Raw genomic sequence first — 13,516 nt, forward strand, 5'->3', positions numbered from 1 at the left:
CGTTACAACAATCACCCACTGATTCACATTGCATGTGAAGCCACATGACAATCATTCGGTTCAACACTGCAACAGTGTTGATGTGATTCTTGTCTATTTATTTGATATCGTTACAGGAATGTCTGCCAGTTTTTTCCTTTTTTTGTCAGCTTCAGCAATCCACTTGGGTAAGGGTTCTGCTACCATTTCACCAGTTGTTCTGGGACCTTTAACTGAGGTTACAAGTGCCTTCCAGGGATGCTGCAACGTATCTTCCACTGCAGTGGCTTCGTAACCACAATGCGCCATGCATTGAGCGCATTTTGGGTTGTTTGCGTTACCGTATTTTTCCCAAGGTGTTGTATCGAGCAATTCCTGGAATGTATTAACATAACCCTCGTCAGCCAGTAAATAGCACGGTTTTTGCCATCCAAAAACATTTCGTGTCGGATTACCCCAAGGAGTACACTTATAATCCTGGTTTCCCGCCAAATAATCGAGATAAAGAGCCGAGTGATTGAGCCGCCATTTACGCTTCAGTTTTTTGCCTAACGCAAAAATACCGCGAAACAATTTTTTAGTATCGGCACCTTTGATAAATACATCCTGTTTGGGAGCATGCTCATAACTGAACCCCGGAGCAATTGTCGCGCCTTCAACGCCAAGTTCCATGGCATAATCAAGAAATTCGACAACATCTTCCGGTGTCTCGCCTTGAAATAACGTGCAATTAATTGTAACCCTGAATCCTTTTTCCAAAGCAATTTTAATCGCCTCAACCGCCCGGTCGAATACTCCATCTTGACAAACCGAAGCATCATGCCGTTCTCTCATACCGTCCAGGTGAACTGAAAATGTCAGGTATGGCGACGGAGTATAGTCATCAATTCTCTTCTTCAACAGCAACGCATTGGTACATAGATACACATATTTTTTGCGTTTAATGATACCGGCAACTATTTGCGGCATTTCTTTATGCAATAAAGGCTCGCCACCCGGAATGGAAACCATGGGTGCACCACATTCATCAACAGCCTGCATACACTCATCATACGATAACCGTTTATCCAGAATTTCCTCTGGGTGTGCGATTTTTCCGCAGCCAGCGCAAGCGAGATTACAACGAAACAGCGGTTCCAGCATTAAAACCAGCGGGTACTTCTTGACTCCCAAAATTTTTTGTTTAATCAAGTATGTGCCTACCGCGATTTGTTGGCGTAAGGGTACTCCCATGGACAAAACCTCCAAAAGCTTGTATCGATTGCAAAATATTGGCGGGTAGATGCCAAGCTCATGACATCAGAAATCAATATGGTCACATCAAAAATTTAATGCACCACACAATCCGCAATCGATTGAAAAAATGAAATATATACCGGCGGTTCTCAAAAAAGCTCCTTAGTTTCCTGAAAACCAATTACTCAGTAAACATTGTAATTATATCTTAATCCCACATGGAAACTGAACTACCAATCGCAAATCATTTGCATTCACCCGATAGCGATTGGACCATAAATTTCCTTTCAAAACAATTAATTAGCAACTATAAACGGTATTAAAAATCTGCTCATGTACAATTTGCATAAATGCAACACTGCGATGATATTTGTGTTTTGAAGCACACTATATTCAGAAAATTTCTTAAAACAACATTGTATGCGTTTACAAATTATGAGATTACTTATCCAGTCAACATTTTGATTCAAATTGTATACAAGTATCACCCATTTTCGGTTGATGGAGTGCCGGACAGGAAGCTTTTATGACAATTTGCTAAAAATCGACTCCAAGTGCACGCAATGTCTCCTTGGTAAGCTCACCCGTTGCCAGATCGTTATCTTGTTGAAAATTTTCAATGGCAGATAAAGTTCTTGGACCACTAATTCCATCGACTGGGCCCGGATTGTAACCAGCGTTTGCCAGAGCTTGCTGCACGCGACGTATTAAACCAGGTGTTGCTGCAACAACTTCATGTGAATCTTCCATAATTTCAATAGCCGGCTCAACAACTGTTGCCTCTAATGCATCGACAGCATCTTCCTGTATCTCGCTGACCGCAATTTCAGCTTCATTAGCAGTTTCTTTCGCTGCGTCAATCATCTCGTCAACCGCATCACCCGCCGTTTTCGCAGCAGTGTCAATTGATTCGCTTGTTGCTTCAGACAAGTCATTCAAGATACTTCCATGGAACTCATCTCTTCTTCCAAATCAATATTCCCAAACGGTTCAATGTCATCCGTTTCTTCTTGTATATCTACTAAAGGTTCAGGCTCAATGATTGTTTCCAAACTTTGAATTGGCTCATCAGTCACTTGCTCCTGGCTCTGAGTTGCCGCATCCTCCGGCTCATCACCGCAACCGGATAGAAACCCGGCAGTAAACAAGAAAACAACACTAGCTGATAATAATTTAACCCTGCTTGATTTCATTGACTCCCTCCGTACTTATGATACATAGACAACAAGCGATAACTCACATAATGCTGCATTTACTCTGCAATATACTCAATTGTTTTGGTATTATTATTATTTAATATTAATAGCATAACTCTCTTCAATGAATGTTATCCAGAACGTTTACTGGCTATAAAACATTCATCTGCGCACTGCTTAAGCACGCTACTCTGCTCTTGAACAACACAATATATCAGAATAGAGATAATTTTTAATTTTTTATCTGTTTTTCATGGTGTTGGCTGTCTCAAAAACAATTTTTAACAACTCGATAGGGAAAAACATCAAATTTTCCTCATATCCGGTATAGACTAATTTATATTGTTCCAAATTACCAATTTTTTTATTCTTATAGTCACAAATTATATGATTTTCGTTTTGCTCCATAATGAAAACTCACACATTCGAAAAACGACACTTGTGTTTAATTGGCGCAGGCCATAGTCATGTGATGGTGATCAGACAACTGGTCACAGAACCATTGCAAAATACAGATGTAACGTTAATAAGCCCGGATATGCATACTCCCTATTCAGGCATGCTGCCTGGGTTGATTGCAGGCCATTATTCATTTGAAGATTGCCATATAAATGTACGACGTCTGTGTCAGTGGGCTGGCATCAGATTTGTTCGAAGCACAGTTGAACAGATCAATCCGGAGCTTCAAGTGATCAACTGCCCAGATTTTTCACCTATTAGATATGATCTGCTATCCGTAAATATAGGCTCACGACCCACTACGCATGGAATACTCGGTGCAGATAAGTTTGGTTGTACCATCAAACCGGTTCGTAATTTTCTTTTACGATGGCTTCATTGGCTGGACTCTCGAACCGAGTCAAAACGAAAACAAAGAATTGTCGTGGTCGGAGGTGGTGCTGCGGGGGTTGAAGTATTGCTAGCAATGCACTATCACGTGCAAGCCTCAACCACAATTGACACCGACTTTACACTCGTTAGCGGTGATTTGACGATTCTTACCACACATAACAGCACAGTACAGAATTATTTTCACAGACATTTGCAGTCCAAAGGCATCACTGTTAGAAATGGAAAAGTGTCTTCTATTGACGAGCAGTTACTACATTTCCAGGATGGCTCCTCTTTAGATTACGATTTTACGGTGTGGGCGACACATGCTGGCGCATATTCATGGCCGGCAAGAAGTGGAATACAATGCGACTCATGCGGTTTTATTAAAGTTAATCAAACCCTACAAAGTATTTCGCATGAGAATATCTTTGCTGCAGGTGATTGTGCTGCATTTATGCCACAAGCATTGTCCAAGGCTGGCGTATTTGCAGTGCGACAAGGACCGGTACTTCTAAACAATTTAGTCGCATCAATCAATCAGAAGAAACTTTCCTCATTTAAGCCGCAACAACAATTTTTGAGTTTAATCACTACGGGCGCACGACATGCAATTGCATCACGGGGGGGCATTTTCTTACACGGAAGATGGGTCTGGCATTGGAAAAATTTTATTGACAGCAAATTTATGAAATGTTTTCGCCACTAACACCAATATCAAACAAAAAGTGCGGCAACGCAGTACACTTCTTACACCTCGGTCAATAATGCACATTAACGCACATGTCAGGCTGGTATAAATAAATCAAATATATGTGTCATTATCAGCGACTAATTAACGCATACAGGATGCAAAATTACATCAACGTGCTTTTATCAACTTTACAAGTAAAGATAAGTCCTCATTCTGCAAACCGAATTAATTCTGATACACCAATACAAAAAGAAAGTAACACAAATGTCTCAAATAAAACTATATATACAATTCATGAAAGATCGGCGCAATTGTTGTTTTGGCGCAACAACTGGCCAAGATTGCCTTGACAGAAAAAACCTCCTTATATAAGCTGCGCTTTGGTCAAATACGACACACTTATTGAACATTTGGAATGTCAGCTGTTAGCGATTAAGTAGGAATTTCCGGTAAGCGAAAAGTCAATAGACGACATATAATAAGAGTTGACACGCACCATCAAATACCTTGCTATAGGAAGCAAGATGAAACGTACAAGTTATATTACTTCGAGGGGAAGATCTTGAGTTCGACAATAACCAAGTTGAACGCTCCGCTAACGCAAGCGTTTGATTTTCAGCCTTCAAGCGAATTAAAAACAACACCAACACCGACACGCAACACTCTTGCGCAGCGACTGGCGGGGTTTGATACTCTGACGAACGCACTTGAATACGCTGCGCAAGGAATAACGGGATATAACTTCTATAATGCAAAAGGTCATTTGCAATCAGTTTTACCCTATAAATTGCTCAGGAACAACGCACGTTCGTTTGCTCGACGGTTAGCCGGATTCAATTTAGCACGAGGCAGTCGCATTGCCATAATAGCTGATACATCCCCTGAATTCATTGAGTTATTTTTTGCTTGTCGATATGCTGGATTAGTCCCGTTTGCCATGCCTGTGCCTGTAAATTTAGGCAGTCACGGTATTTATGTGCAGCAATTAAAAGGAATGCTTGAAAGCAGCCAAGCTAGTTTAGCGATTGCAAATCTGGATTACTTCAATTTTCTTGAAGAGGCTTCCGAAAAAACAACCAACATTCAATGGATTGGAACTCCATCTCAACTCAGAGAACTACCTGAGAAAGAGGTGTCACTCCAGCCTAATACACCAGACGAGGTGGCGTATCTGCAATTTACGTCGGGAAGTACGCGCATGCCCAGAGGTGTTGTAATAACTGAACATGCGCTCATGTGCAACCTAGAAGGTATCGTACGCAATGGTTTGGAAATAAAACCTGAGGATCGTTCTGCGTCGTGGCTGCCTTTTTATCACGATATGGGTTTAGTAGGACTGGTGTTAGCACCAATGGTCACTCAGATTTCAGTTGATTATTTAGCAACACGTGATTTCGCAATTCGCCCCCTGCAATGGCTGCGTCTTATAAGCCGTAATCGCTGTACAGTTGCTTTCAGTCAGCCTTTTGGGCTTAAGTTATGCACAATGCGTGTTCGTGAATCCGACTTAAAGGATCTTGATCTTAGCTGCTGGCGCGCCGCCGGTATCGGCGCAGAAATGATTCGTCCGGAAACTTTAAGAAATTTTGCAGAGAAATTTTCTTCTGCGGGCTTTAGTGACAGCGCATTTTTACCATGCTATGGACTTGCTGAATCAACGCTTGCAGTTACATTCTCAAAAATTGGCAATGGATTCCACAGCATTCAGGTAGATAGCAAAACTCTCATAGACAAAAGAATGGCTACGAATTTACGGGCTGAAGGACGCAAATATAACGAATTTGTTAATTGCGGTCGCCCGCTTCCAGGACATACAGTCAAAATTGTAGATGAGACAGGGCAACAGTTAGGTGAAAATATGGTTGGAAGTGTGCTTGTTCATGGCGCAAGCGTCATGACGGGTTATTACAACAATCCAGAAGAAACAAAGAAAGCCCTAATGCCCAATAACTGGTTAGATACAGGCGATATTGGTTTTTTGTACGATGGTGATTTGTATATCACAGGTCGCCGGACAGATGTTATTATCGTCAATGGTCGAAATATTCGAGCTCAGGATATCGAAGAATTAGCAGAACAACAACCTGAAATCAGATCAAGAGAAGCATCTGCATTTGGAATCAATGATGCAGATGGAATGACGACTATAGTTCTCGTGATCGAGTGCCGATTGACCTCGGCAGCAGAGCGTCACTCATTAATCAAAAGATTACAACAACTGGTTTACATGGCCTTTGGTGTTAACTGTATTGTTGAATTGGTGCCACCACACACATTACCGAGAACCTCTTCTGGCAAGTTATCGCGATTTGCTGCTCGTCAGGGCTATATTCAGCGAACAAATCTGGACGAACAACTGTTGTCAGTAGCCGAGTCAGGAGATCGTTAGGTCAATATGCGGAAATTGGTAGCAATTACGGGTGCTACTGGTTTTATCGGTCAACGGTTAATAAATAAACTTGCCAGCGAAGGCTGGCAAGTAAAAGCGCTCACCCGGAATAAACGAGAAAATTCAAAGTTTATACAATGGGTGTATGGGGATTTAGACAACCATACTGCACTCGCAGAACTAACACAAGAAGCTGCAGCCATTATTCATTGCGCAGGTGCAGTGAGGGGTCGTACGCTCAATGATTTCATCCATACGAATGTGATTGGGACCAGAAATATCCTTGATATTGTCGCTCGACAAAACCATCAACCCCGCTTTTTGTTTGTTTCTTCGCTAGCCGCGAAGCACCCAGAGTTGTCATGGTACGCTACAAGTAAAAATATTGCCGAACATGAAGTGATCAATCATGCAGCTGAACTGCAGTGGACCATATTTCGACCTACGGCAGTCTATGGTCCCGGGGATAAGGAACTCGCCCCTCTATTCAAATCAATCCGCAAAGGCCTGCTACCCTTGGTGGGAAAACCAAGCAATCGATTTGGCCTGATACACGTAGATGATCTAGTTCAGGCAATTCAATTATGGCTTGTTTCTGAAAAGCCGTGCAACGGTATATTCGAACTAGATGACGGCACACCCAATGGTTACAGTTTTGAGTCTCTAGCAGATTTGGCACAGAAAGTTTGGAAAAAGCAGATTCATTGTATAATGATCCCGAATTTTTTAATCAGGACTATAGCTGTTCTCAATCTCTGGTTAGCGCACTTGTTGCGTTACTCACCGATGTTGACACCAGGAAAAGTAAATGAACTTCAGCATCATGACTGGGTATGTGACAATACTCCGCTTATACGTGTATTACCTGCTTGGCAACCAAGCAATCAATTAAATGAATCGCTATCCCAAATCATTTAGTGCAAATATTTAAGGATCCCAAATTTTATGACTGATAGTAATTATGATGAAATTCTGCAGTTACTCAGGGATCGCCTTAGCAGCATAGCAAGTTCTGAAATAATCATAACAGCAGAGACCAATATCATCAGTGAGTTATCAATTGATTCAATCAAGCTATTGAATCTTATCATGGAAATTGAAGATACCTTTGATATTTCCATTCCCATCAATGCACTAGCTGATGTTCAAACTGTTCATGATCTAGCAAGTCTAATATCCAGAATAAAATCTAATCACTAAATGAATTTACTCGAAAAACTCGATGCAGCCGCTGCTGCAAGGAAAGCTATGCTTCCAGAAGGGGTCGGTGCTTTCGGCATACCTATCGAAGAAGTATACTCGGCGACGGAAGCGAGAATAGGAGAACGTCGCGTCATACTACTCGGTACTAATAATTATCTTGGCCTAACCTTTGCTCCTGAGTGCATACAAGCAGCCCATGATGCATTGGACGCAGAGGGTACGGGTACAACTGGCTCCAGAATGGCTAATGGTAGTTACTACGGTCATCGTGCACTTGAGAGAGAGTTTGCAGAATTTTACGGATACTGCACCGGGATAGTCTTCACAACCGGTTATCAAGCAAACCTTGGAACAATTTCGGGTTTAGTGAGCCGCGGTGATACGGTATTAATTGACAGTGATTCTCATGCAAGTATTTATGATGGTTGCATACTCAGTGGCGCGGAAATTATTCGCTTTAAACATAACGATATGATCGATATGGAAAAACGCTTACGCCGCCTGGGGAATCGCACAGCAAATACATTGATTATAGTCGAAGGTATCTACAGCATGCTGGGAGATCAGGCACCACTGGCTGAAATTGTAGATTTAAAAAACAAATACAACTGTACTCTTTTACTTGACGAAGCTCACTCGATTGGTGTGCTCGGAGAGACAGGCCAAGGTTTAGTCGAAGAAACAGGTCTACAAAACGAAGTTGATTTTATCACCGGAACATTTAGTAAGAGCTTATGTAGTATCGGTGGTTTCTGTGTCAGCAATCATCCACAGCTGGATCAATTACGTTATCTCAGCCATCCCTATATTTTTACAGCTTCGCCCTCGCCAGCAACAATAGCCTCAACACGCGCAGCATTGGTTCTATTACGAGAAGGGAAAACGTTACGCAGACAACTCTGGAGGAATTGTACACAGTTGTACGATCATCTACAAAAAGCTGGTTTTACACTTGGCCCGGAACCTGGTCCGGTCATCGCTGCAATACTCGACAACCCTAGGCAAGCGCTACAAATCTGGCAGAATTTGTTGGAAAACAATATCTACGTTAATTTAATATTACCGCCTGCCGCACCTGATGGAAAATCTCTCGTCCGATGTAGTGTAAATGCTGCCCACACTACTGAGCAAATTTCTTACGTAGGCGAAACTTTTGCAAGACTACATCGACAAATATTAGATACAGATGCATAAAAAAAATGTTTTGATGATTCAGTTTCTAATTATTGCGCTGTCTGTTTGAATTATTTAATCGCACTAATCTGGCTCACCTGAATAAAGATACAATTTAACGTAGACTAATAACAGGCCACCCTTTCGTTTCCGCGTGTCTCTTCAGAGTGGGATCGGGGTCGACAGCAACTGGATGGGTAACCTTACTTAATAACGGTAAATCATTAAGTGAGTCGCTGTAAAACCAGCTTTGTAAAAACGATAGCCACGTTAAATTATGTTGGTTCAACCATTCTTCAAGGCGATCAATTTTACCTTCCCTAAAACTCGGTTTGCCTGCGACTTTACCTGTAAATTCACCATTTTCTTCCTCAGGATTTGTGGCAATCAAGTGTTCAATTCCGAACAATCGCGCTATTGGCGCAGTCACGAAACTATTTGTAGCTGTGATAATGATACATAGATCTCCGTCAAGCATATGATTTTCTATTAATTGTTTTGAACCTGGCGCTACAAGTGGTTTTATTTTTATTTCTATAAATTCCTTTCGCCATTTTTCTAGCTGACTTCGCGGATGCCTTGATAGGGGCTTGAGCTGAAAATCCAGAAATTCATGAATATCCAAAGTACCTGCTTTATATTGTTCATAAAATTCTAGATTTCGCGCCTCATGCAATTCACGATCCAACGCTTTTTTTTCAATCAGGAATTGCGCCCATTCGAAATCACTATCACCTGCTAATAAGGTATTATCCAAATCAAATAATGCGAGTTTCATGATAATAAATATTTGTTTATGACATGCTACTTAACATTTCTTTCAATAACGGAATTGTAATTTGGCGTTTATGTGCCAATGAAAATCTATCAAGAGCATCAAGTAGCATCATCAGAGAAGACAAATCGCGTTGTGTATGTTGTAACAAATACTGGCACACTGCTTTTTTTAGTACAAATCCAAGGTCCGCGGCTTTTTGCTGTAATGCCTTTATTTTCTCATCTTCTGTTAATTCATGAACCTGATAAACCAGCCCCCATCCTAATCGGGTTACCAAGTCACGTCGTAGATTTAATTGTACTGGTGGCATAGAACCACTTACAAGCAGTGACGAAAATCCCTCTTCCTTCATTCGATTATAGACATTAAATAAAGTTATTTGCGATTCGTTATCTAACAAATCTACATCATCGACTGCCAAGCACCGCAGGCAATCCGCTGATTGAATGATACTAGTTATCTCTCCAGAGCAATAGTAAGCCATATAATCACATTGCAGGACCTCCCCGACCACAGCCTGGAGCAAATGGCTTTTACCACAGCCAGAATTTCCCCAAATATATACAAACTGTTCCTTTTCACGTGCAAAAATAACATTTTTCAGTGTCTGTACTAATTCGGAATTACGCCCTGTCACAAAATTAGTCAATGAGGGCTTTTCATTAGGTTTAATATCAAGCAATAATTGCTTCATGGGAAAACAACTATATAAATATTCATCAAGTATCAATTTATGCTGAACATAAAAAGGAGCTTTCCAAAAAATGAATTTTTCCTAAATTATTTAATTTTTTACAATTCAGAGTTTGATTGATAAATTTTGCTAAAACTAAATTACTTACCTTCTCACGATCTTCATATTCAAAGTTGAAACGACGATACTTACCCCAACCCACCGCTATGACGTTCATTAAATCCGTATAATTTTAATCCGGTGACAGAAGCGAATCTACTTGGAAGTCGATCATCCGTTAGAATAAATGACGCTTATTTGGAGAAGGCTCTATCCCTGACACCTTTCTATCTTGCTTAATCTACGGCGCCAATCCGTTCCCAATTGAATTCGATTGCCCAGCTCTGCTCCTTGGATTCTAATGGACTCTAGGTGTAAAAGTAATGGCTTAGGTTAGTCGGCCTATCGATACGATTTATCAGACTTATGGCCTCTCTGTTAATTAATCTCCTGCTAAATAATATTAATGTATTTTCCAATAAATTTATTCAGCAATTGATATTTGCTTACTATCCTTTTCAAAACAACTAGAAAACAGAGTCATATCTGATTTTTAATCATCAAACATCTGATACCTGTCCGTTCAGTAGCTGTCGATAGTATACAGTTATTTCATACACCAACTTAAACCAGGAAACAGCTTAAGCATTCAGTGGTTTAACTCGCTATGAAAATCCCAATCAAATAAATACTGTAGTTTGAAATTTCTTAATTAAACAGGGAACGCCACTTCTGATTCTTGATTTGTAATCCTATTTACAGCTCATCTGGTATTTGTAGCAATATATATTCTAAATTACAGACAAAAAAAGCCGGTACACCGGCTGTCATATGACAGTGGTGTACCGGCGTTGTTGCTTGCTTCTGGTTTACAGTCTGGTAAAGACCGGGATTACCGCTCCAGCAATACTGTTAATATAACGATTGCCTTCTTCATCCCATGTCATCAACAAACCTCCAAAACGGCTCTCAGGGTCACCCAGCAATGCCATCAAACGCTGTACTTCCCATAACGCATCTTTGGCTTCCATCTTGACTTCGCGGGTCTCGCCCGGCTCTATCGCCGCTTCATCATCCAATGTCAAACCGGTCGCAACCAGTTCCCTCGGATAATCCGGATCAAGATGCTCACGTCCCAGCGTGTTTACAAAACGTACACCCGCCGTCGTGAATTCACCTATGTTGATCGCCGTATCTCCATTGTTGGTAATGTCCATGGTTACACGTAACGCACGGCCAGGTACGTCATAGTTCGCATGGGTCACCTTGATCGCGACCGGATTCGGCTCAATCGGCAACGGCTCTATCTTGGATTCACCAGCCTGGATCGGAATCGTGTAAGGATGTTTGCTCTCCGTATAACGATATCCACCCCATACCAGCGCACATGTCAGGATCGCAACGCCCCAGGCCACTTTACGATCCATCGGATCCAGCAGCAGATCGTCACCATACGCCAGCAATACGCGGCTGCGTGGCAGGAACATCGGACGCGCTACGTAGTAGCCAATCCAGAATATGCCCAGACCTGTCCATACTATGTGCCAGAAAATACCATTGGCAAAGTTGAATGTTTCCGTGTCAATGGTCTCTCCCGTCAGTGTCTTGACAGGGTTGGTAAAGTCATCCCAGCTACCCGTGATGTTCATCCATGATGCAGGTCCCGCAATCGGTCCCGCTTCCTTCACGTTGACCATCGCGTGCATGTGATGTCGTCCAGGTATACGTGCTTTCAGCCTGACTTCAAACTCATAGTCACGACCAATTACCAGCGGACCAGATATGAACATCGGCTCGCCGTTCAGCTTGGTGCTCAAACGTACAAACACCGGGCTCGGGCTACCTACGTTAAAAAACGCACGATCCGGCTTGCCCACCGCACGCGGCCAGTCTTCCGCCATATGGAATTTACCAGTCATCGTCGCAATGTCGTTCACTTTGGTGACCTTCGGTTCCCATCTCATGTCATACCACTGGATGGTACGCATACGAAGGAAAGGCTCCTGTGAACGTTCACCATGCGCCGCTACCGGCGTAACATCGACCGCTACTGTCAACGCTAATGTCGCAGCTCCTACCGCCGCTCCATAAAGCCCCATGACGCCCAGCTTGAATATGTTCTTTATTCTCATTATTTAATCCTCTCTGCAAATCCTGGTTCACCAAATGCCGTGACGTCGTGTTTCTGCGAGATACGGCCTCTTTCGCCTCTAACATAGTAAAACGCGGTGCAATAGATTTTGCCAAAGTACCACCAGACGCAGAACATCAGCATCGATACAAAGGCCGAGAAGAACGCTGCAATTACCGTCGTGTGACCTCCAAACGTTCGCAGTGAGCCTTGTTCAATCAGCCTCACATACTCCGGTGTACCTGTACGTACATACAGGAAGCCCGTGTAGTCAGCTACTGACAACAGTACCCCTTCTACAACTACAGGCAGATGGGTCGGTCCAAATATCGGCCAGTTGCCAGGGTAAAAGAACAAGCCCCAGAATCCACCACCCAGCAGGGCCGTGATCAACCAGTTACCCGTCAACAGCATGATCGTGTCCAGCATCAGCGCGCCAGGTATCATGGTCGAAGGCAATACAAAGTTGATCGGGTAGTGTGACCACCAGTAAAAACCCCAGTAACGTGTCAGCCACTCACCCGTCAACAGGCATACGATACACAGGGTCGCTCCATATGGTAAACGGTAGTTCACCCACAAGTAATACATCAATGCCGCACAGTACATGACACCTACTATCGGTGTCACTACAGGCCACCACTGACGGTCTTTCCAGTCAAGCCAGAAATCCCAGTCCCCTGCCAACAGCATGAAGTGCATGTGGAATGTACCTACCAGCAGAATGCACAGAATCGGAAAATATACCGCATCTATATATCTGGACATTCTGATCGCTTCTGGCGGCATCTTCGCCGCCGCTAAAATTTCGTCTGTTCTGCTCACTAGACTCTCCCTTCGTTTGTTTCGTGTGATATTAATTTTAATAACATGACGATTCCTTATTGTCTTTTACGACTCCCCTTACGAGCAGTACGCTCTCCTTACTCCCTCGGCGCCATACCACTCTCAAGCATCGCCCCTACCCATCAGCAGAGGCGATGTAGTCAGCCTAGCTTAAGGAACAATCCGGTTGTCAAGGATTTCTTTGCTCTGGTTGTTCCAGATAACGTCCGTCAGGTTAGAGTAGCGCGTAATGATCTGCGCAGCTATACCACCCGAGAACAGTCCGGCCCAGCCCAGTATCACAAAGCCCCAGTGCAACGGCGCGCTAAACAGTTCTTCCATGAACCA

General features: G+C 42.7%; 13 protein-coding genes. 5 read left to right on the forward strand and 8 right to left on the reverse strand.

Annotation, left to right across the window (positions count from 1 at the left end; genetic code table 11):
• Nucleotides 1-93 precede the first annotated feature (93 nt).
• From hpnH to BMX44_RS09325, 3 genes are all read right to left on the reverse strand, one after another.
• Nucleotides 94-1,212 (reverse strand): adenosyl-hopene transferase HpnH, encoded by a 1,119-nt coding sequence (gene hpnH, locus BMX44_RS09315; protein ID WP_090631793.1) that lies wholly within the window; start codon nt 1,210-1,212, stop codon nt 94-96.
• Between the two features lie 540 nt (nt 1,213-1,752).
• Nucleotides 1,753-2,154: a peptidoglycan-binding domain-containing protein gene (locus BMX44_RS09320; RefSeq protein ID WP_245738888.1), complete on the reverse strand. Its 402-nt coding sequence runs from the start codon at nt 2,152-2,154 to the stop codon at nt 1,753-1,755.
• Complete coding sequence (locus BMX44_RS09325; RefSeq protein WP_090631798.1) at nt 2,151-2,408, reverse strand: hypothetical protein; 258 nt, start codon at nt 2,406-2,408, stop codon at nt 2,151-2,153. The genes BMX44_RS09320 and BMX44_RS09325 overlap by 4 nt, the downstream gene beginning before the upstream one ends.
• A gap of 412 nt (nt 2,409-2,820) precedes the next feature.
• Between BMX44_RS09325 and BMX44_RS09330 the strand changes: the two genes are divergently transcribed.
• From BMX44_RS09330 to spt, 5 genes are all read left to right on the forward strand, one after another.
• Nucleotides 2,821-3,951: an FAD-dependent oxidoreductase gene (locus tag BMX44_RS09330; protein ID WP_090631802.1), complete on the forward strand. Its 1,131-nt coding sequence runs from the start codon at nt 2,821-2,823 to the stop codon at nt 3,949-3,951.
• A gap of 547 nt (nt 3,952-4,498) precedes the next feature.
• On the forward strand, nt 4,499-6,325 hold the full coding sequence (locus BMX44_RS09335) for a fatty acyl-AMP ligase (protein WP_090631808.1): 1,827 nt from the start codon (nt 4,499-4,501) through the stop codon (nt 6,323-6,325).
• Nucleotides 6,326-6,331: 6 nt separating this feature from the next.
• The gene (locus tag BMX44_RS09340; protein ID WP_090631813.1) at nt 6,332-7,243 is read left to right on the forward strand and encodes an NAD-dependent epimerase/dehydratase family protein; all 912 of its coding nucleotides are present in this window, start codon (nt 6,332-6,334) and stop codon (nt 7,241-7,243) included.
• Between the two features lie 27 nt (nt 7,244-7,270).
• Nucleotides 7,271-7,525, forward strand: coding sequence for an acyl carrier protein (locus tag BMX44_RS09345; RefSeq protein ID WP_090631816.1), 255 nt, complete (start codon nt 7,271-7,273; stop codon nt 7,523-7,525).
• A complete protein-coding gene (spt, locus tag BMX44_RS09350) occupies nt 7,526-8,722 on the forward strand; it encodes a serine palmitoyltransferase (protein WP_090631821.1) in 1,197 nt (398 codons plus the stop codon).
• 94 nt (nt 8,723-8,816) lie between these two features.
• Here the strand turns inward: spt and BMX44_RS09355 are convergent, their stop codons facing one another.
• From BMX44_RS09355 to BMX44_RS09375, 5 genes are all read right to left on the reverse strand, one after another.
• Complete coding sequence (locus BMX44_RS09355) at nt 8,817-9,479, reverse strand: histidinol-phosphatase (protein WP_090631824.1); 663 nt, start codon at nt 9,477-9,479, stop codon at nt 8,817-8,819.
• 16 nt (nt 9,480-9,495) lie between these two features.
• Nucleotides 9,496-10,173 carry a DnaA regulatory inactivator Hda gene (gene hda, locus BMX44_RS09360; RefSeq protein ID WP_090631828.1) on the reverse strand — a complete coding sequence of 226 codons (678 nt, stop codon included), beginning with the start codon at nt 10,171-10,173 and terminating at the stop codon, nt 9,496-9,498.
• A 908-nt stretch (nt 10,174-11,081) separates the two neighbouring features.
• The gene (locus tag BMX44_RS09365; protein ID WP_090631832.1) at nt 11,082-12,344 is read right to left on the reverse strand and encodes a methane monooxygenase/ammonia monooxygenase subunit B; all 1,263 of its coding nucleotides are present in this window, start codon (nt 12,342-12,344) and stop codon (nt 11,082-11,084) included.
• Nucleotides 12,344-13,168: a methane monooxygenase/ammonia monooxygenase subunit A gene (locus tag BMX44_RS09370; RefSeq protein ID WP_090631836.1), complete on the reverse strand. Its 825-nt coding sequence runs from the start codon at nt 13,166-13,168 to the stop codon at nt 12,344-12,346. The genes BMX44_RS09365 and BMX44_RS09370 overlap by 1 nt, the downstream gene beginning before the upstream one ends.
• Before the next feature lie 171 nt (nt 13,169-13,339).
• A partial coding sequence (locus BMX44_RS09375) for a methane monooxygenase/ammonia monooxygenase subunit C (protein WP_218143949.1) occupies nt 13,340-13,516 on the reverse strand: 177 nt, incomplete at its 5' end.

It is taken from the genome of Nitrosomonas marina (assembly GCF_900110145.1).
Classification (GTDB): domain Bacteria; phylum Pseudomonadota; class Gammaproteobacteria; order Burkholderiales; family Nitrosomonadaceae; genus Nitrosomonas; species Nitrosomonas marina.

Coding starts and splice junctions, on each gene's coding strand:
- BMX44_RS09355 (WP_090631824.1), bottom strand. CDS start 9,479: ATGAAACTCGCATTATTTGATTTGGATAATACCTTATTAGCAGGTGAT.
- BMX44_RS09365 (WP_090631832.1), bottom strand. CDS start 12,344: ATGAGAATAAAGAACATATTCAAGCTGGGCGTCATGGGGCTTTATGGA.
- BMX44_RS09340 (WP_090631813.1), top strand. CDS start 6,332: ATGCGGAAATTGGTAGCAATTACGGGTGCTACTGGTTTTATCGGTCAA.
- hda (WP_090631828.1), bottom strand. CDS start 10,173: ATGAAGCAATTATTGCTTGATATTAAACCTAATGAAAAGCCCTCATTG.
- BMX44_RS09325 (WP_090631798.1), bottom strand. CDS start 2,408: ATGAAATCAAGCAGGGTTAAATTATTATCAGCTAGTGTTGTTTTCTTG.
- BMX44_RS09345 (WP_090631816.1), top strand. CDS start 7,271: ATGACTGATAGTAATTATGATGAAATTCTGCAGTTACTCAGGGATCGC.
- spt (WP_090631821.1), top strand. CDS start 7,526: ATGAATTTACTCGAAAAACTCGATGCAGCCGCTGCTGCAAGGAAAGCT.
- hpnH (WP_090631793.1), bottom strand. CDS start 1,212: ATGGGAGTACCCTTACGCCAACAAATCGCGGTAGGCACATACTTGATT.
- BMX44_RS09330 (WP_090631802.1), top strand. CDS start 2,821: ATGAAAACTCACACATTCGAAAAACGACACTTGTGTTTAATTGGCGCA.